This window comes from Proteocatella sp. QWL-06, assembly GCF_058684135.1.
The window spans coordinates 2,275,465-2,293,705 of the sequence record NZ_CM178755.1 but is presented as its reverse complement, the minus strand read 5'-3'; the positions used below and the strand labels follow the sequence as shown (position 1 = coordinate 2,293,705).

The 18,241-nt window shown below is 43.2% G+C and carries 14 protein-coding genes, 1 other RNA gene and 1 riboswitch; of the genes, 11 read left to right on the top strand and 4 right to left on the bottom strand.

What is annotated here, in order from left to right; genetic code table 11:
- The first annotated feature begins 39 nt into the window (after positions 1-39).
- From AC4PGZ_RS10985 to AC4PGZ_RS10975, 3 genes are all read left to right on the top strand, one after another.
- Positions 40-1,071 (top strand): taurine ABC transporter substrate-binding protein, encoded by a 1,032-nt coding sequence (locus tag AC4PGZ_RS10985; RefSeq protein WP_492158666.1) that lies wholly within the window; start codon positions 40-42, stop codon positions 1,069-1,071.
- Complete coding sequence (locus AC4PGZ_RS10980) at positions 1,071-1,883, top strand: ABC transporter ATP-binding protein (RefSeq protein ID WP_492158665.1); 813 nt, start codon at positions 1,071-1,073, stop codon at positions 1,881-1,883. The genes AC4PGZ_RS10985 and AC4PGZ_RS10980 overlap by 1 nt, the downstream gene beginning before the upstream one ends.
- Positions 1,884-2,032: 149 nt before the next feature.
- Positions 2,033-2,209: a hypothetical protein gene (locus tag AC4PGZ_RS10975; protein ID WP_492158664.1), complete on the top strand. Its 177-nt coding sequence runs from the start codon at positions 2,033-2,035 to the stop codon at positions 2,207-2,209.
- A gap of 68 nt (positions 2,210-2,277) precedes the next feature.
- Here the strand turns inward: AC4PGZ_RS10975 and AC4PGZ_RS10970 are convergent, their stop codons facing one another.
- The gene (locus AC4PGZ_RS10970; protein WP_492158663.1) at positions 2,278-3,177 is read right to left on the bottom strand and encodes a LysR substrate-binding domain-containing protein; all 900 of its coding nucleotides are present in this window, start codon (positions 3,175-3,177) and stop codon (positions 2,278-2,280) included.
- A gap of 199 nt (positions 3,178-3,376) precedes the next feature.
- On the opposite strand from AC4PGZ_RS10970, the gene AC4PGZ_RS10965 reads away from it, so the two are divergent.
- The 4 genes from AC4PGZ_RS10965 to AC4PGZ_RS10950 all read left to right on the top strand — a co-directional run bounded on the left by AC4PGZ_RS10965 (position 3,377) and on the right by AC4PGZ_RS10950 (position 9,556).
- A complete protein-coding gene (locus tag AC4PGZ_RS10965; protein WP_492158662.1) occupies positions 3,377-5,071 on the top strand; it encodes an FAD-dependent oxidoreductase in 1,695 nt (564 codons plus the stop codon).
- A 34-nt stretch (positions 5,072-5,105) separates the two neighbouring features.
- The gene (locus tag AC4PGZ_RS10960; protein WP_492158661.1) at positions 5,106-6,371 is read left to right on the top strand and encodes a YeeE/YedE family protein; all 1,266 of its coding nucleotides are present in this window, start codon (positions 5,106-5,108) and stop codon (positions 6,369-6,371) included.
- A 158-nt stretch (positions 6,372-6,529) separates the two neighbouring features.
- Positions 6,530-8,656, top strand: coding sequence for a hypothetical protein (locus AC4PGZ_RS10955; RefSeq protein ID WP_492158660.1), 2,127 nt, complete (start codon positions 6,530-6,532; stop codon positions 8,654-8,656).
- Positions 8,657-8,689: 33 nt separating this feature from the next.
- Positions 8,690-9,556, top strand: coding sequence for a prolipoprotein diacylglyceryl transferase family protein (locus tag AC4PGZ_RS10950; protein WP_492158659.1), 867 nt, complete (start codon positions 8,690-8,692; stop codon positions 9,554-9,556).
- On the opposite strand, the gene AC4PGZ_RS10945 is transcribed toward AC4PGZ_RS10950, so the two are convergent.
- The 3 genes from AC4PGZ_RS10945 to ffs all read right to left on the bottom strand — a co-directional run bounded on the left by AC4PGZ_RS10945 (position 9,479) and on the right by ffs (position 13,027).
- Complete coding sequence (locus tag AC4PGZ_RS10945; RefSeq protein WP_492158658.1) at positions 9,479-10,801, bottom strand: Na+/H+ antiporter NhaC family protein; 1,323 nt, start codon at positions 10,799-10,801, stop codon at positions 9,479-9,481. The genes AC4PGZ_RS10950 and AC4PGZ_RS10945 overlap by 78 nt on opposite strands.
- Before the next feature lie 109 nt (positions 10,802-10,910).
- A riboswitch (SAM riboswitch) is annotated at positions 10,911-11,043 on the bottom strand.
- Between the two features lie 194 nt (positions 11,044-11,237).
- A complete protein-coding gene (gene dnaX, locus AC4PGZ_RS10940) occupies positions 11,238-12,875 on the bottom strand; it encodes a DNA polymerase III subunit gamma/tau (protein WP_492158657.1) in 1,638 nt (545 codons plus the stop codon).
- 55 nt (positions 12,876-12,930) lie between these two features.
- Positions 12,931-13,027, bottom strand: an RNA gene (gene ffs / locus AC4PGZ_RS10935) — signal recognition particle sRNA small type.
- A gap of 200 nt (positions 13,028-13,227) precedes the next feature.
- Here ffs and AC4PGZ_RS10930 point away from each other — a divergent pair.
- The 4 genes from AC4PGZ_RS10930 (at position 13,228) to AC4PGZ_RS10915 (ending at position 18,207) form a co-directional block, all read left to right on the top strand.
- Entirely contained in the window at positions 13,228-14,382 is a 1,155-nt protein-coding gene (locus AC4PGZ_RS10930) for a double-cubane-cluster-containing anaerobic reductase (protein ID WP_492158656.1), read from the top strand.
- Between the two features lie 430 nt (positions 14,383-14,812).
- Positions 14,813-15,847 (top strand): IS1595 family transposase, encoded by a 1,035-nt coding sequence (locus AC4PGZ_RS10925; RefSeq protein WP_492157812.1) that lies wholly within the window; start codon positions 14,813-14,815, stop codon positions 15,845-15,847.
- Positions 15,848-15,884: 37 nt separating this feature from the next.
- A complete protein-coding gene (locus AC4PGZ_RS10920) occupies positions 15,885-16,130 on the top strand; it encodes a (2Fe-2S)-binding protein (RefSeq protein ID WP_323386845.1) in 246 nt (81 codons plus the stop codon).
- A 103-nt stretch (positions 16,131-16,233) separates the two neighbouring features.
- Positions 16,234-18,207, top strand: a complete 1,974-nt coding sequence (locus AC4PGZ_RS10915) for a methyl-accepting chemotaxis protein (RefSeq protein ID WP_492158655.1) — start codon at positions 16,234-16,236, stop codon at positions 18,205-18,207.
- Positions 18,208-18,241: the final 34 nt, after the last annotated feature.

Here is an 18,241-nt window from a genome sequence, read left to right as displayed (position 1 = left end):
GATTATATAATACAATCAAAGCAAAAAGGAGATAATATCATGAAGTTAAAAAAAATACTTACGGCGGCAGTCACACTGGCCCTCATCACGGCATCGATTGCAGGGTGCAAATCACCTGAGGCTTCGGATGCAGGCGGATCGGATACTCTGGAAGTCGTAAATATAGGTACGCAGCAGATACCCAATGATGAGAAGATAGCCATAGCGAAGAATTATTTTGAAGAAGAGCTCGGAGTAAAGGTAAACGTAGTGGAATTTCAGGCAGGTGACATCAGAAATGCACTCATTTCAGGAAGCATAGATTTTGCCATGCTGGGATCGGCCTCAGCGACTCTGGGCATTGCAAATGGAATGGATGCGGAAGTAATATGGGTGCATGAAGTGCTTGGGGAAGCAGAAAGGCTGGTTGCCAGAAACGGATCCGGCATAGAGTCCATGCAGGATTTGAAAGGAAAGAAGATTGCAACTCCATTTGCAACAACTGCTCATTACAGCCTGCTTAAGGCTCTGGAGCTCAGCGGGATTTCTGAAACTGAGCTGACACTTCTGGACATGCAGATGCCGGATATATATGCAGCGTGGCAGAGAGGTGACATAGACGCGGCATACGGATGGGAGCCTGTACTTTCTGATCTTCTCAAAGATGGAAGCACTATAATAACTAGCCAGGATCTGGCGGCAGAAGGCATAATAACATCTAACGTGGAGATAGTCAGCAGGGATTTTGCGCAAAAACATCCTGAGATGGTGACAAAATATATCAGAGCGCTGGACAGAGCGGTAAAGCTTTATAATGAAGACAGAGATGACGCAGTAAAGACAATCGCGGAGGCTATGAACATATCAGAAGAGGAAGCGCTCAAGCAGACACAGGGATCGATCTGGCTTACAGCAGAGGAGCAGCTCAGCCCCGATTATTTTGGGACATCACAAAAGAAAGGCGCGCTTGCAGAAAACCTTAAAGATACAGCGGACTTTCTATACGAGCAGAAGAGCCTCATGACCGAGCCAAAGCTTGAAACATTTACAGATGCTGTAAATCCATCATATATAGAAAATGGAGTATCTTAATGGCCGAAGATCTCAAAAAGCCTGAAGGCAGCGTAGTATCCCTTAAAGATCTGTATTTCAGATATAGCAGTGAAAAGGGCAATTCCGATGTGCTTCAGGATATAAACCTGAGTATCGGCGAAGGCGAATTCATATGTGTGCTGGGACCGTCAGGATGTGGGAAAAGTACGCTCCTTAAAATCCTGGCAGGATTTATAAAACCCTCTTCAGGAGAAGCTCTGATGGAAGGTGAAGCCATAGATGGACCGGATTATCATAAAGGGGTAGTATTTCAGAACCCCGTACTGTACCCGTGGCTGAACGTGGAGGACAACATAGGATTCGGCCTTAAGATGAGAAAGTTTCCAAAGAGTGAGATAGAGGCGCTGACAAAAAAACATCTTGAGCTGGTGGGGCTGACTGGATATGAAAAATATAAACCCTATGAGCTTTCTGGGGGGATGAAGCAGAGAGTATCCCTGGCAAGGACTCTGGTAAACAAGCCGGGGCTTGTACTGATGGATGAGCCTTTTGGGGCACTGGATGCCTTCACGAGAAGTAATATGCAGAAGCTCATAAGAACGATATGGAGCAAGACATCTAACACAGTCCTTATGATAACTCATGACGTAGATGAAGCCCTGGAGCTTGCTACGAAGATAATAATACTGTCCCACAGGCCAGGGACCATAATCAAGGATTTCAACACATCATACACTTATGATATAATAGAAAACAACAACGAAAATATCAGATATTCGGAGCAATATATAAACGACAGGGAAGAGATTCTGAGAATAATCAACAGTCAGAACGATTTTTTCAATATATGAAGCAGTTGACAGGTCTTTGCTGTCTTATTGGAGAAGGGAGTTCAAACGTGAATATAACGATAACCTCTGCTGCGGCCGAAGCATTCAGATCGGAATATGGAACCAGCTCTGAAACCGGATTCAGGCTTTATCTTGCCGATAAAAGCTGAGTGGGTCCAAGGATAAGGCTGGTTCTGGATGAACTTGAGGACGAAGACATAATTGCCGAGATAGATGACATAAAGGTGTATTATAAGCATGATGTGACAATCTTGGCCAATAGCGTGAAGATAGACTACAAGGCAACATTTTTTAAGAAGAAATTTTTTGTGGAAAGAATAAACTGATATTGAAAATGGTCCCACTGAGGGACCATTTTTTGTAAAATTCCAATTGAGTGTTAAATTCGGCAGTTTTACTGATTTTTAAGCAGGAAATCGTAAAAGCTCTGTTCATAGGTATTGAGCTGATACTGCTTTCTTTTTATCAGGTGGTATGAAAAACGCAGATCGTCAAAATTATCAAGATCGGAGATTTTTATTATCTTCATCTGACCGCTTTTCAGTTCATTCTGAATACAGCTTTTCGAAACAAAGCTTGCGCAGCAGCTCTTGAGGATGGAGGATTTGATGATCTCCGTGCAGTTGCTTCTTATAAGTATGTCAAGATCTGACATATCGATTCCGCTCTTCCCCAGGAATCTCTTTACCATTTTATACGTCCCGGAATCAGAATCTCTCATTATAAGGGGGATTCTCTTTACTTCCTTTATTTTTATCTCATCCTTGGAATACGAAGGATTTATGCATAAAACTATTTCGTCATCATAAAAAGGTACTTCCTCTATCATTTCCTTTGCCTCAGGACTGCAGTGACCTTTGATTATTCCCATGTTGTAGTCGTGGCTCAGGATCTTGTCGATGACTTCGGATGTATTGTAGGTATCCATGCATATGTCCAGCCCTGAATGGATATCCTTAAAGTCGCATATATTGAAAGCCAGCTGGTATGAACCGTATGTCTTGCAGGAAGCTATGAACAGGGTGTTTTTCTTCTGCTCCAGAGAATTTATGCTGTTGTACATGTTTTCTTCCAGGGTGAATATGGATTTGGCATAATCATATACTATCTCCCCTTCGGTTGTAAGGAGCACACCCTTGTTTGAGCGGCTCATCAGAGAAAATCCAAGCTCTGATTCAAGGCTTTTGAGCTGCATGCTGAGCCCCGGCTGAGTAACGTGCAGGATCTCACTTGCCTTGGATATGCTGTTGCACTGCGCTATATAATAGAATGATTTAAGGTAGTCTAAATTCAATTTTCTCACCGATCCTTGTTAAATTAATGCCATAACAATACCTTATGGTACATAAAAGTTATTTATTATACAAACTTGTGACTTAAGTATACAATAATAAATGAAGATGGTAAAGATATTTTGCCAGGCTATGAATCGTTAATTTATACACACAATTTCATAAGATAGGAATAATAAATTATAATGGAGGAAATTTAAAATGAGCAAAAGAATTTTGATTGTCGGCGGAGTTGCCGGCGGAGCTTCTGTAGCAGCAAGAGCAAGAAGACTGGATGAAACAGCAGAGATAATCATGTTTGAAAAAGGGCCGAATGTTTCGTTTTCCAACTGTTCACTGCCATTCCACCTTAGCGGGATAGTTGAAGACAGCCAGAGCCTTGTGCTGATGGATCCGGTGGTATTCAAAAATCAGTACAACATAGAAGCAAGGACAAGAAGCGAAGTGACTGCGATAAACCGTGAAGAAAAAACGGTTACAGTAAAGAACCTCGAAAACGGAGAAGAATATAAAGAATCATATGACAAGCTGTTCCTTTCTCCAGGAGCAAACCCTATCCTTCCTGGAATAGAAGGAATAAACAACGAAAACGTATTTACAGTAAGAAATGTAGTCGATATAGAAAAGCTGAATACTTATATCAAAGATAACAATGCCAGAAAAATAACCGTAATAGGCGGCGGATTCATAGGAATGGAAGTAGCAGAAAACCTTGAGCTTGCAGGTTATGAAGTTACTTTAGTCGAAGCTCTCAACCAGGTTATGGCACCTTTTGACTATGATATGGCTCAGATACTTCACAAAGAAATGATGGATAAGGGAATAAACCTTGTACTTAGCGACGGAATACAGAAAATAGGAGACAAAACCATTGAACTGGCTTCAGGAAGAGTTCTGGATGCGCAGGTTGTAGTTATGGCAATAGGTGTAAGACCAGAAACAAAGCTCGCGAAAGAAGCAGGTCTTGAAATAGGAGAAACAGGAGCAATCAAGGTAGACCACAATTATCTTACAAGCGACAAAAACATATATGCTGTGGGAGATGCTATCGAAGTATATCACAGACTTACACGCAAGCAGACAAAACTGGCGCTTGCCGGACCAGCTCAGAGACAGGCAAGAGCAGCCGCAAATCATGTTTTTGGAATGGGAAGCAGAAATACAGGAGTTATAGGTTCATCATGCGTTCAGGTATTTGAAATGAATGCCGCATCAACAGGACTTAACGAAAAAGCAGCAAAGGCAGCCGGGATAAACTATGACTTCGTTTATATAATCCCGGGAGACAAGGTAGGACTTATGCCAGGAAGCAATCCAATGCACTTCAAACTGCTTTTTGAAGTACCTACAGGAACAATACTTGGTGCGCAGGCTATAGGAAAAGGAAACGTTGACAAGAGAGTAGACGTAATAGCAGCCATGATAACCATGGGAGCTACACTTGAAGATCTTAAAGAGCTTGAGCTGTGCTACTCACCTATGTTCGGAACTGCAAAAGACGTAGTGAACTTTGCGGCGCTCGTAGGCCTCAATATACTAAACGGAATATTTGAGCAGGTACCGGTTACAGCAGTAAGAGACCTTGTAGAGAACAACGCTTTCATAGTGGACGTAAGAGAGAAGGACGAATATGAAGCAGGCCATCTTGTAAATGCGGTAAACATTCCGCTAAGCGAAATAAGAGGAAGAATGTCAGAAATTCCAAAGGATGTTCCTGTATATCTTCACTGCCGTTCAAGCCAGAGAAGCTACAATGCGCTTATGGCACTGAAAAATTCCGGATATGAGAACGTAATAAACATTTCAGGTTCTTATCTCGGAATCAGCAACTATGAATATTTCAATGATCAGATAACAGGCAGAAGCAAGATAGTAACAGAATACAACTTCAACTAAAAATAAAATTCATCGAAACATGGAGGAGACGAAATTGAAAAATATAGAGAGAGTTTTAGGGTTTGTCCTCATTCTGGCAGCCCTGATATTGGGAAAGAACCTGCTTAAGACAGATATGCTGTTTTTCAGGCTGCTGGTGGGATGTGGACTTGGATACACGCTCACAAGAGCTTACATGGGATTTGCAGGCAGCGTTAACAGAGCGTACAGAACAGGCTCTACAAAGCTGATGAGAACGCTTATGTTCATGTTCTTCATATCATGTCTTGCATCCGTTGCATTTTTCTTCAAGCAGGACGTGACTGTTTACGGTCTGTGGATCAACCCTATAAACATGGGTCTTATACTTGGAGGAATCCTGTTTGGATTTGGTATGTCATTTTCATCATGCTGTGCATCAGGAGTGCTCACAGACCTTATAACAGGACTGCCAAGAGCGCTTACCACACTGATATTCTTTGGAATGGGAGTATTCCTTGGATTCCCTGTTCAGAATTCAGCTTCATGGGTCAAAGAATCATGGTTCACTTCTCCAGTGGGAGAGCAGATGGCGGGCGGAGTTTTCCTTCCCGATCTGTTCAAATGGGACGGCCTTGAAGGCTACCTGGGAGCACTTGTGCTGACTGCAGTATTTTGTGCAATAGTGGTTGCTGCTGCACATGCATATGAAAACAGCCGTAAGAAAAGCAAGACATTCATAGGCACTCCTATGGAAAAAATTCAGGCACAGCTTGCAGTCGCAGCATCAGATGATTACGCTCAGTCAAGTGACAAGCCATATGACAGGATATTCATAAAGCCGTGGACTATGAAGCAGGGCGCAGTTATCATCGCTATCCTCTTTACCATACTTATGGGAGTTACAAAGTCAGGATGGGGAGCATCTACTCCATACGGAATCTGGTTTGGAAAGGCGCTCATGATGACTGGCGTTTCAGCGGATTCTCTTGCAGCATTTGGAAAGATGAAGCCGGACGGATTCCTTCAGCCTTTCTTCGAAAATGCAGTATCAGTACAGAACTTCGGAATAATAGTCGGAACAAGCATATACCTTCTTACTGCAGGAATCTTCAAGAAGACATTCTTTGAAGAGATGAACATTTCCTTCAGAGAGATACTTCTCTATGCTATGGGTGGTCTGAGCATGGGATTTGGAACAAGACTTTCAAACGGATGTAATGTTGGAGCACTGTATACACCTATAGCAAACTTCTCGCTTTCAGGATGGTTATTCCTCGCTGTAATGGTAGTGGGAGGAATCCTCGGAAACAAGCTTGCAAGAAGGCTGTTCAAGAACTAAAAGAATCTGCACAAAGAATATCTATATATAAAGGAAGCTATTGGATTTTCAGTTATTGAGAATTCAATGGCTTTTATTTTTACTTAGAAGAATGGACTGTACAGTTCTAACAAGTTAATGTAAAATAAGTATAACAAATTCAAGGGGAGGATTACTATATGAAAAAAAGAAAGAAGATTTCGCTGCTTCTGGCAGTAGTGCTGCTGGCAAATCTAATGTACGGCTGCAGCCCAGATGGATCGTCAGGAAATGGGAAACTAAGGGAGTACACCATTTCAGAGGAAGAACCTGTAATCGAAGGCGAAGGCGTAAAGATAGCCTTTTCGCCATATGACGTGAACGCAGAGATGAAGGTAAGCGTGCAGCAGATAGATCCGCCGAATCTCTTCAGCGAAGAGGTCACGCCTGAAGAAGTAAAGGTTACGGCCTATGATATCAAGGCACCGGAGATCACAGAATTCACAGATCTTATAGAGATAAGGATTCCGTTTGACCAGAGCTTTATAGAGTCAGGGAGCCCGGAGAAAAACGTCGGAGCAATGTATTATGACGAGGAGCTTGGCGAGTGGACTCCTGTTCCATATGAAATCGACAAGGAGAGCTCAGAGGTAGTCATAACGGCGAACCACCTTTCAGTCTATTCGGCTTATACCATAAAGAATGCGAACACAAGGGTTGCGCAGATAATAAGCGTAAATTCGTTTCCGATGCTGCCTCCGGGAACCTCAGCGTCATTTGATGAGGTAATAGAAGAAGCTATGTCAAATCAGATGACTCCGGGTCAGAAGGCCATGGAGCTGGGGCTTGGGATAACCGGAGACTGGATGAATATAAGCGGAGCAGCGCTCACTACGATAACCCAGACCATGTACGCATCTGAATTCGCAGAAGGACTGGGCAATGCATTCACCAATGTAGGTCTTGCGGGAGCGTTCGTTCAGGCTGCATATGACTTCAGCAGAGGCGATGACACGGCCCTGTTCACAAATCTCACCAAAAATCTTTCATACTTCAGCGTAGGCAAATGGGGAACAAATGCGCTCAATCTGGCGTTTGTAGGCGTATATGCCATAGACTATTCGCTGAATAAATTTGCGACTGAGGCCTGGGATGGAAGGAAGGAAATCTGGTACGAGGCATACAAGGAATATTACAAGAAGGAAAATCCGAGGAGCTACAAAGAATGGTACAGCAAACTCTACTGGATATGGCAGGACAACAAGGACAGTAAGGATCCAAATGCGGTGAGCAACAAGATAAATCAGGCCATTGATGAATATACGAATGCGTTCTGGAACCTGCCGGAAGCAGACCAGGCATTCTGGCAGTCAGAGATCCAGAACACAGGATTCTCCGGCGGTGGAGGCCTCAGCGAAGGGCTTAAGAAAGAAATTTCAGCTGCTGCAAAAGCTGAACTGGTAGCTACGATGCAGGAGACCGTGTTCAATCGTCTGGAGCAGAAGATAACCGCACAGCTCATGGAAGAATACAGAAAAGAGCTGATAAGCCTCAAGAACTATCTCAACAAGAAAATAGATGTCCTCATAACTGAAAATATCAAGGAAAATGAGACTTCAGAGTATGCAGGCTACACGGTGAGATTCGCACCTCTTGCCGAAAACGTGTACAAGCCAAATTGGACAGGTAAGGTAAAGGAAGATGGTACGGTAAGGACCGTATTCACGCCGCTTGGACATATACAGTCAGGGGCGCCGGACAAGCTGCTCCTGTTCGAACCTTCGGCAGACCCTGATACAGATGAGCCAGTGAAGGAGATTCCATTCAGGATATCATTCCCTGAGACCCGCATAAACCTAAAAGAATCAAAGCCGACCATGGATGAGATTTCAGGGCCGTGGTCAGAGGTATACCTTGATTTTCCTAATCCACCGGCAGCTGAAGAATCCGCAGAAGAAGGAGAGTGCGACCTTGGACCTGCCATAGCTGAGATGATAAGGGTTGCAAAGCTCAAGTGCATATTCGATGTCAGAAAGATCGATGAGGAGAATGCCACTCTCATATTCGGAGTTTCGGGAGGGGTAAACAAGGAGACCGGAGAAGACCTTGAAGCCGAGCCGGCAGACCCTGTAAGCGGTACGGCGACGTATAAGGATGGAGTATTCAAGGCGAGCATATTATATGAGGAATCGAATATATCCATCAGCCTCAACATGAAAAAATCCCCGGAAGGCGAGATAACTGCAGAGGGCGGAGGCATGATTACCTTCATAGAGGAAGGATATAAAAAAGGGACACTGGATATAAGAATGGTTGGAAAGAAATAGATATATAGAAAATGTTGGGAAAAAGGAGGAGTCATGCTTCCGGAGATAAATTTCAGCGCAATGGGCGCTCAGATACACATACACACATATGATCTGTTCGTATGGCTGAGCATCGCGACAGGCCTTGCCATGGCCTATGTACAGCTCATAAGGATGGGTACTGGAAGAAGAACGGCAGCTTTTATATGCGCAGTGACAGGCGCAAGCTTCCTCCTGGGAGCAAGGATTCTTAACTATGTCATAAACTATAAGAAATATACGGAGGCAGGAATACCGCTTTTCATCATGAAAAGCGGTTACTTCTCTTTATATGGAGGAATGGCAGCTTCATTTATGGCATTGTACATATCATCTTACAGGCTCAAGGCAGATTTTTTGGAGCTTATGGACCGCCTGACCTTTCCTTTCCTGCTGAGCTACTTTGTCATGAAGATCGGATGTTTTCTGAACGGATGCTGCTACGGAAAGATGACAAAATCATCATTTTCAGTGCCGCTTCCATTAAAGGAGCAGGCGGAGCTTGCTGCAAGCCCGCTGATATCACAGTTTTTCGGGAGCCCTGAAATAAGGGTATATCCTGCCCAGCTCATGGAGGCATCAGCAGCAATATTAATAATAGCGGCTGTACTGCTTGCAGAAAGGCTGTTCAGGAGCAAAATAAAAGGCAACACAAAAGGAGCAGGATTTGCGCTTTCGGCAGCTCTTCTCAGCCTTTTCAGGCTGATAATTCTGCAATTTCGAAGCTCATCCTACTCCTATACTGTTCTTAATATATTCTATCCTATGCTCTACATCTCTGTAATTGCAGTCTCAGCAGCATTTTTATGCAGCCGACTCTGCCTCCGTAACTCTGACTTCCTTTCTCACGGCTATGAAGATCACAGCGCTGATTCCCATTAGGACAGGGTAGTAGAGGTTAGGAATGATTTGAAAAGGCGTGATTCCGGTAAGAGATGCAGCTGTAAGCAGCTGAGCGCCATATGGGATAAGGCCCTGGAATACCGAGGTGAATATATCAAGTATTGAGGCGCTTCTCTTGGGATCCACGCCGAATTCATCGCTTATCTCCTTTGCGATAGGGCCAGCCATGACGATGGCTACCGTGTTGTTGGCTGTACACATATCAACTGCTGATGCCAGGACTGCTATTCCAAACTCGGCGCCCTTGGCGCTGTTCACCTTTGATTTTATTACATTAAGGATAGCATTTATGCCTCCGTTTTCCTTCACAAGTTCGACCGTACCTCCGATTATTATTGAAAGGACGGTTATCTCAAACATCCCTGAAACACCTTCGCCTATGATTCCAAAAACCTCGCTGAATGCGAATGTTCCCTGAAACACCCCTACTCCGAGCGAAAGTACGGTTCCAAGCACAAGAAGCGCAAATACATTCATTCCGGAAAGCGCTCCGGCGAGAACGATCACATAAGGGAGTATCCTGAGTATGCTGTAATCGAGGTTCTGATCTACTGTAAAGGATCCTCCTGAAGTCCTGATAAGAAATATCGCAGCCGTTATGATGGCAGCAGGAAGAACTATAAAGAAGTTCTGTCTGAATTTATCCTTCATAAGGCAGCCCTGAGTCCTTACGGCCGCTATCGTAGTGTCGGATATCATGGACAGGTTGTCTCCGAACATCGCTCCGCATACGACTGCGCCTATGCAAAGCTCTATTCCAAAACCTGTCTTTTCGCTTATTCCAACTGCAATCGGGGAAAGTGCGGCAATAGTTCCCATCGAAGTTCCCATGGAAAGCGAAATGAAGCAGCCTATAAGGAAAAGTCCCATTACGGCTATATTTGATGGGAGTATCGAAAGTCCAAGATTTACAGTGCTCTCAACTCCGCCTGCAGCCTTTACAGCCCCTGAAAAGGCTCCTGCAAGAAGAAATATGAGCGCCATTATCATTATATTTTCGTGACCGGCTCCACGGCTCATAACTGAAAGCTTTTCATCAAAGCTCATGCTTCTGTTCTGAACGAAAGCTACAAAAAGTGCCGCAAGAAATCCGACTATTGCAGGCATCTTGTAGAAGTCGTTGAATATCAGTCCTGTTCCAAAGAAAAGGAGCAGAAATACCAGAATTGGAAGCAGCGCCGCCACGCTTGATTTTGGGTTGCTATCTGTCTTAATTTTGTTCATCTTTTTTGATTTTCCTCCTGAAAAAATAATATATTTGTCGCAGCGAGAAGTTTACTGCATTAAAAAAGCCTTCTCCAAGAGAAGGCACAGAATTAAAGCTCTATATCTTCTCTTATCTCTCAGATCTTTACCACTGCGAGCACACGCAGGCGATAAAATCTGATGGATTTGGCACCTTTTCACCGTAGTGAAGGTTGCCGAGACTTCTCAGGGCCATTTCCCTCCATCTCTCTAAATAAGAAAATTTTTATTAAGTTGTAAATAATTTTTGACAGTAAAAAATCGAGCGGGGTAACTCGATTTTTAAAAAAGGGGGTATTAATAAGGTTCAATAATTAGGGGGAGTGAACCCTTATTTATTCACTCTTCACTCATTATAATCAATATGGACAAATTTGTAAATAGTTTTTTTGTAATTTTTTTATAATTTTCAAACCTAAGGCTTTATATCGATATTTACATCCGGGAATGTCTCGGAAAGCTTTTCAATGAGCTTTTCCTCATCTGATATCTTCTTTGATTTTATTGATGAAAGCTCGCTGTAAAGTATATACTGCACGGCTATATTCCTTTTCAGGAGCTTGCTGAGTATTTTCTCGACGGAATTATTTATGTCCTGAGTCTCGAGCATGTTCTTGTGGAATATGTTCTTTTCCTCAAAGCAGAAGAAGATGTTGTCATCAAAAAACCTTTCAGGCTTTCCTTCCCTTATAAGTGCAGCGAGCTGTGCCTGCTTTACGGCCCTGAGTTCTTCATAAAGAACCGGGATGGCATCGTAGACTCTGTCAAGCTCAGCTTTTTCATCATCGCTTATCTCTACCCGCTCTATCTTCTTCGTGGAAACCCTTGAAGGAGATTTCGAAGATGAAGGTCCTTTTGTATGGCTTGTTACAGCCATGCGGCCGCTGTTTTCCACACTGCCTTCAATATTACCCACAGGTAGCTGTGGATTATTTTCGATCTCAGAAAGCCTGCTTTCAAGGCCCTGGACAAGGGTCTCAAGCCTTCTTATTTCGGAGTTCATCAGAGCGAACTCAGCCCTTATATCCTCGCTGACATAACGGTTTGAGCCTATTGCATCATATCTGGTGCCTGTTATCCTCACTATATCGGCAAGCAGGAGCACCTGTGGCTGTGGAGAATAGCGCATGTTGCTGCAGGTTGTGGATAAGTCCTCTATTATATTTGCCGCAATTTCATCCGTGCATATCTGCGCTGCCTGGCTGACATTCGGGTTATCCTGCTTTACGTCGTTGAACTCCAGTATTACCTGCTTCATGAAGTTTATGAGCTCAAGTGCGAATATCCTCGGGTCCATGCCTGACTTTTCTATGCTGCCCAGTACCATTATGGCATCACGAGTATTGTGGGCCATTATTGCCTTAAGCATCGAAAGATAGTTGTCCGAGTGAATCTCTCCAAGTACCTGCAGAAGGTTCTCCATTGTGAGATCTCCGTATGAAAGCGCCTTGTCAAGAATGCTTAAGGCATCCCTGAGGCCGCCCTCGCTCTTTAAGGCGATGAATTCAAGCGCCTCTGACTCAAAGTCCTTTCCTTCCTGCGCGAGCACGTCAGAGAGTCTTTGCACTAGTACATCCTTCTCAATCTTTCGGAAATCAAATCTCTGACATCTTGAAAGCACAGTCTGTGGAATCTTCTGAGGCTCAGTCGTCGCAAGAATGAATATAACGTGCGAAGGAGGTTCCTCCAGAGTCTTGAGCAGAGCATTGAAAGCCGCCGCGGACAGCATGTGGACCTCGTCTATTATGTATATCTTGTATTTTCCTGAAGTCGGAGCAAAAGCAAGGTTGTCTCTGATATCTCTGACATTATCCACGGAGTTGTTTGAAGCAGCGTCAAGCTCAACCGTATCGATATCGATGCCGCCGTTTATGGCAGAGGCGAATACCTTTGCAGTAGAAGTCTTTCCAGTTCCTCTTGGACCGCAGAAAAGGTATGCATGGCTCAGATTGCCGTTTTCCAGCTGATTCTTCAGTATGGAAACTATCTGGTCCTGGCCATATATCTCGTCAAAGTTTTTAGGTCTGTAAATCCTGTATAGAGCTTGTTGCATGATCGTTTTTATGACCGGATATGCCAGTCATATCTCCTTTCAATGAAAATAGATAACCCAACAGGTTGTTTCCGCACACAGGGGGCTCGACTTAGTGCTGCTATCTTCCGATCCTGACACGGTTCACCGATTCCTGTTGCAAAAGCCTGTTGGGCTAAAATATATTATATCAGCATATCCCGCTCAAGTCAACAAAAAACCTCTACAGCGCATCTTAAAGGTAGCTGGTGCGATAGAAAGACTTTATTGATGCGATACGTTTTTTCGATTAGACACTCAGATGCAGGTGATATAAAATGAAGTTTGATACAGAGATTTATGCTTATATTGATGTTAGAAAAGGAGATTGATTATGGAACTTAGAAAAGAACTTCCGGAGATATTTGACGAATTTGCAGAGGCAAGAAGAAATGGCTTCATAGCAGCAAAAAACCTTAAGGAAAAGAACGTTCCTATGGTAGGAACATTCTGTACATACATGCCTCAGGAGCTTCCACTGGCATTTGGAGCAGCAGTGGTGTCATTATGCGCTACATCAGACGAGACAATCCAGGAGGCAGAAGCAGACCTTCCGAAAAACCTGTGTCCTCTCATAAAATCAAGCTATGGTTTTGGAAAAACAGACAAATGTCCATTCTTCTACTTCTCAGACATAGTGGTTGGAGAGACTACATGTGACGGAAAGAAAAAAATGTATGAATATCTTGGTGAGTTCAAGGATGTTCACGTAATGGAGCTTCCAAACAGCCAGGCTACAAAGGAAGGCTTCCAGCTCTGGAAAAGCGAGATAATCAAGCTCAAGGGAATACTTGAGAACAAATTTGAGGTAGAGATCACGGAAGAAGACATAAAAAAAGCCATAAAGCTTAAAAATCAGGAAAGACAGGCTCTCAAGAATATGTATGAAATAGGCAAGCTCAATCCGCCGGCGATGTCAGGCTTGGATATATTAAAAGTGCTTTATGGAAGTACATTCAAATTTGACAAGAATGACACTATAAAGGAAGTAAACGAACTGGCAGACAGAGTAAGAAAAGAATACGAAGAGGGAAGAAGGCTTGATCCAAAGCCAAGGATAGTGGTTACTGGATGTCCTATAGGCGGAGTTACGGAAAAGGTAGTAAAGGCCATAGAGGACAACGGCGCATATGTAGTAGCATTTGAAAACTGCATGGGCGCAAAGGCTATCGACAGGCTGGTAGACGAAAGCAATGAGGACGTATATGACGCTCTTGCGGAAAAGTATCTTAACATAGGCTGCTCATGTATGACTCCAAATCCAAACCGTATAGACCTTCTCAGCAGGATGATAGATGAATACGAGGCGGATGGAGTTGTGGATGTAATACTTCAGGCATGTCATACCTATGCCGTGGAAACTCTCAGTATAAAGCGTTTTGTAAACGGAGAAAAAGAAATACCTTATATGAGCATAGAGACAGATTACTCTCAGTCAGATATAGGACAGCTCAATACAAGGATGGCGGCATTTGTAGAGATGCTGTAGACGCATAAAATTAATTTCAAAATAAATAGAACTGAAACAAGAGGCATGCTGTTTTTTATCCAGTATGCCTTTTGCTTTGATTATGATTAGAATATATTTATGAATCATATTTGCAATCTTCATTAAAATCTAAACTTTTTTTGTTTAATCTATTGAATTCAACCATTCCCATGAGTTATAATGAAGCGTAAATACTTATCAAACTTATATGTTCAGTGATAATTTCGACATTTTAGCGATATAGACCAGTGAACAATTATGCTATACTGTAAACATGCTGTTTATAAGTAATGTATATTTAATTATTTTTTTTGGAGGGTTATATGAAAAGGCTGTGTCACAATTAATAGTTGATAAATTAGTAATATTGCAAAATCCGGAGAGTGTGATACAATTTACTTAACACTCTCTCGAAAGGATGGGCCAAGTTATGGCAACTATCGAAGATATTCTTCTATTGGTAGAGGGGCTTACACCCTTCGAAAAAGATGAGCTGCGGGCTAAACTAATGGAAAACAGTATTGCTGCACCAAGCATTGAAAAATTGGTCAGTGAGGACCGGTTTTCCGGTGGTCTTGTATGCCCTCATTGTGGTTGCTTAGGTCATATCGTGAGGAATGGTCATCGAAGTGATGGCCGTCAACGCTACAAGTGTAGAGATTGCGACAAGTCTTTCTTGGCTGCTACAAACTCTATAGCTTCTGGAACCCGAAAGGAATTGAAAGTCTGGAAGCTGTACATGGAGTGCATGATTAACAAACTGCCAATTCGAAAGACGGCTGAAATATGCGGAATTCACAGAAATACTGCCTTCATCTGGAGGCATAAAATTCTTGACGCCCTTCAAAAGGTGGCAAACCAAACAAACCTCAGAGGAATTATCGAAGCAGATGAAACCTTCTTTCCCTTGTCTTTCAAGGGCAACCATAAGCATAGTTCAACCTTCAAAATGCCAAGGACGGCCCATAAACGCGGCAAAGCTATCAGCACCAGAGGAATATCTAAGGAGCAGGTTTGTGTTCCTTGTGCAATAGATCGGACAGGGAACTCACTATCTAAGATAGCTACATTAGGGAGAGTTAGAACCAAAGATCTTCACAAAATATATGACGGGAAGATCATTGATAAATCAGTGTTCTGCACAGATAAAATGAATTCCTACGTGCGATTTGCAAATAGCAATGGCATCGAGCTCGTCCAACTGAAGACAGGCAAATCCAAGAAGGGCATTTATCATATTCAGCACATCAACGCATATCACAGCAAGCTGAAGGCTTTTATCCGGATTTTCAAGGGAGTTGCGACGAAATATCTCAACAATTATTTGCTATGGAATAACTGGATCAATTCAAGTTACGGCACTCTTCGGGAACGAGTTGATCGAATCATTAAGGTTGCCTTGACTACAAGGGTAACGGTCAAATGCGCCCTGTTGTCAAGAAGGTCACCAGTCCCATTGGCATAGAATTACTATTATCAAAACACCAAGGAGGTGTGCGTATATGTCTGGCTGTTGTTGTGGTTGTACATCAACCGAGAAAGAAGAAGTTGTAATTGGAGAATACGTCTGCTATTGCAATCATGTGACGGAGCAGGACATCATTAATGCTATCCAAGATGGCGCTAAAAGTGTCCAGGAAGTGATTAACAGGACCGGTGCTATGAAGAATAGCAACTGCGCGGTAAATAACCCTAAGGGGACTTGCTGCTATCCAGATATTGTTTACGTATTCGATAAGCACAAATAAAGGTTTAGCCTCTTAAACGGAAAAAATGAACCAAGTATACCCTGCTTGGTTCATTTTTATGAAATATCAACTATTAATTGTGACACAGCCTATGAAAATAAGAATGAACAGCATCAGAACAAAAATCATGGCTGTGATTTTGATTGTGCTTCTGATTTCACTGGGAACAGTAACTACACTTTTCAGCATTATGAGCATCAGGAGCACGGAGGAACTGCTTTATGAATTGATGAAAGAAACATCAAAGACCGCAGGACTGGCTATGGAGAACAGGCTTGAATCATCAAGGCGTCTGCTTAATGAGTTCGGTACAATGCATGAGCTTACAGGGGAAGATACGCCTTTGGAACAAAAGATTGTGCTTCTTGACAATAAGATAAAAAAATATAATCTTGCAGATCTTGATGTGGCATATCCTTCCGGGAAAACGCTCAAGGGACATGATGTTGCAGACACAGAATACTTCAGATCTGCACTTGAGGGAACTACATATATAAGTTCGCCGATTATTGATTCAGGAGTTCAGACCGTTTTTGTTGCAGCACCAGTATGGAAAAATGGAGTTTATTCATCAGAAATTACCGGTGTAGTATTTACGAGGTTAAGCGGGAATTTCTTTTCAGATATAGTTAAGAATATCCAGATAGGAGAGACTGGAAGCGCATATATATTAAATGAGAATGGAATCACTATAGCTCATAAGGATAACAAGGAAGTTGAGAATCAGAAAAATCTCATAAACACTGAAAATATGGATCCTGGTCTGCTTGAGCTTTCAGAAATAGCAAAGTCGGCAGTTGGAGGAGAAGAGGTGTCTGGAGAATACACGTACGCCGGAGCTACCAAGATAGTTGTTTTTGAACCAATCGCGGGAACCGAATGGACAATGGGAGTAAGCGTAGAAAAAGGTGAGTTCATGAAGCTGAGCTACATTACAGCTGCCATATGCACCGCTATATCAGCAGCGGCTCTAATTATCGCGGCATTTATTGTAATAAGGGTTGCAAACTCAATAGTAAGGCCGGTGAAGGAAGTTGAAGAAGCGGCTCAGAGGATGGCTATGGGAGACTATGACATTGCTATTGCTTACCAGTCGGAAGATGAAATAGGAAGCCTTGCAGAGAGCATGAGGACCATGTCAGCGACTACTAAAATGCTGATAGAGGATGCGACGAGAGGCCTCGAAAAACTTTCAGAAGGTTATTTCGATCTTCACAGAGATATGGAATATCCGGGCGTGTTCGCGCCTATAGAAGCATCAATACTGAACATCGCAGTATCGCTAAGTGATACGCTTTCGGTTATACAGAGGTCATCCGACCAGGTGAGCGCAGGCGCAGATCAGGTGTCCTCAGGCTCGCAGACCCTTGCTCAGGGAGCGGCGGAGCAGGCGAGCTCTATCGAAGAGCTTGCAGCATCGATAGCTGCAATCTCAGACAAGATAAATCAGAACGCAAAGAATTCGCAGCAGGCAGATGAACTGTCTTCAAGAGTCGGAGAAGAACTGAGGTACAGTACGCAGAAGATGGAAAGCATGGTAACTGCGATAGAGGACATCTCTGTAAAATCAGCTGAGATAAACAAGATAATAAAGGTAATAGAGGACATAGCATTCCAGACCAACATACTTGCGCTCAACGCAGCAGTAGAGGCTGCAAGAGCGGGTGCTGCCGGAAAAGGATTCGCAGTTGTGGCAGATGAGGTAAGAAATCTTGCTGGAAAATCTGCCGAAGCCGTAAAGAATACTACGGCGCTTATAGAAGATACCGTAAGGGCTGTTTCTCAGGGAACATCCATAGCAAAGGAAACCGCAGAGGCCATAGAGCATGTAGTTGGAAATGCGGAGAAGGTAGTTGAGGCAGTAGGTGAGATAACGAGTGCATCTACAGAGCAGGCGGGTGCAATATCTCAGATCACCGCAGGACTGGACCAGATATCAAACGTAGTGCAGTCAAACTCAGCGACTGCAGAGCAGAGCGCAGCTGCGAGCGAGGAGCTCTCAGGGCAGGCGATGATGCTTCAGGAAGAGGTTGCAAAATTCACGCTCAAGGAAGGCAGAGAGTTCAATCAGATATAGCTAAGAAAGAACACACAGAAAATTTTGCAACTAT

Excerpts from the sequence above, each read along its gene's own strand:
- AC4PGZ_RS10985 (WP_492158666.1), top strand. The coding sequence starts at position 40 with ATGAAGTTAAAAAAAATACTTACGGCGGCAGTCACACTGGCCCTCATC.
- AC4PGZ_RS10980 (WP_492158665.1), top strand. The coding sequence starts at position 1,071 with ATGGCCGAAGATCTCAAAAAGCCTGAAGGCAGCGTAGTATCCCTTAAA.
- AC4PGZ_RS10965 (WP_492158662.1), top strand. The coding sequence starts at position 3,377 with ATGAGCAAAAGAATTTTGATTGTCGGCGGAGTTGCCGGCGGAGCTTCT.
- AC4PGZ_RS10955 (WP_492158660.1), top strand. The coding sequence starts at position 6,530 with ATGAAAAAAAGAAAGAAGATTTCGCTGCTTCTGGCAGTAGTGCTGCTG.
- AC4PGZ_RS10950 (WP_492158659.1), top strand. The coding sequence starts at position 8,690 with ATGCTTCCGGAGATAAATTTCAGCGCAATGGGCGCTCAGATACACATA.
- AC4PGZ_RS10945 (WP_492158658.1), bottom strand. The coding sequence starts at position 10,801 with ATGAACAAAATTAAGACAGATAGCAACCCAAAATCAAGCGTGGCGGCG.
- dnaX (WP_492158657.1), bottom strand. The coding sequence starts at position 12,875 with ATGCAACAAGCTCTATACAGGATTTACAGACCTAAAAACTTTGACGAG.
- AC4PGZ_RS10930 (WP_492158656.1), top strand. The coding sequence starts at position 13,228 with ATGGAACTTAGAAAAGAACTTCCGGAGATATTTGACGAATTTGCAGAG.
- AC4PGZ_RS10925 (WP_492157812.1), top strand. The coding sequence starts at position 14,813 with ATGGCAACTATCGAAGATATTCTTCTATTGGTAGAGGGGCTTACACCC.
- AC4PGZ_RS10920 (WP_323386845.1), top strand. The coding sequence starts at position 15,885 with ATGTCTGGCTGTTGTTGTGGTTGTACATCAACCGAGAAAGAAGAAGTT.
- AC4PGZ_RS10915 (WP_492158655.1), top strand. The coding sequence starts at position 16,234 with ATGAACAGCATCAGAACAAAAATCATGGCTGTGATTTTGATTGTGCTT.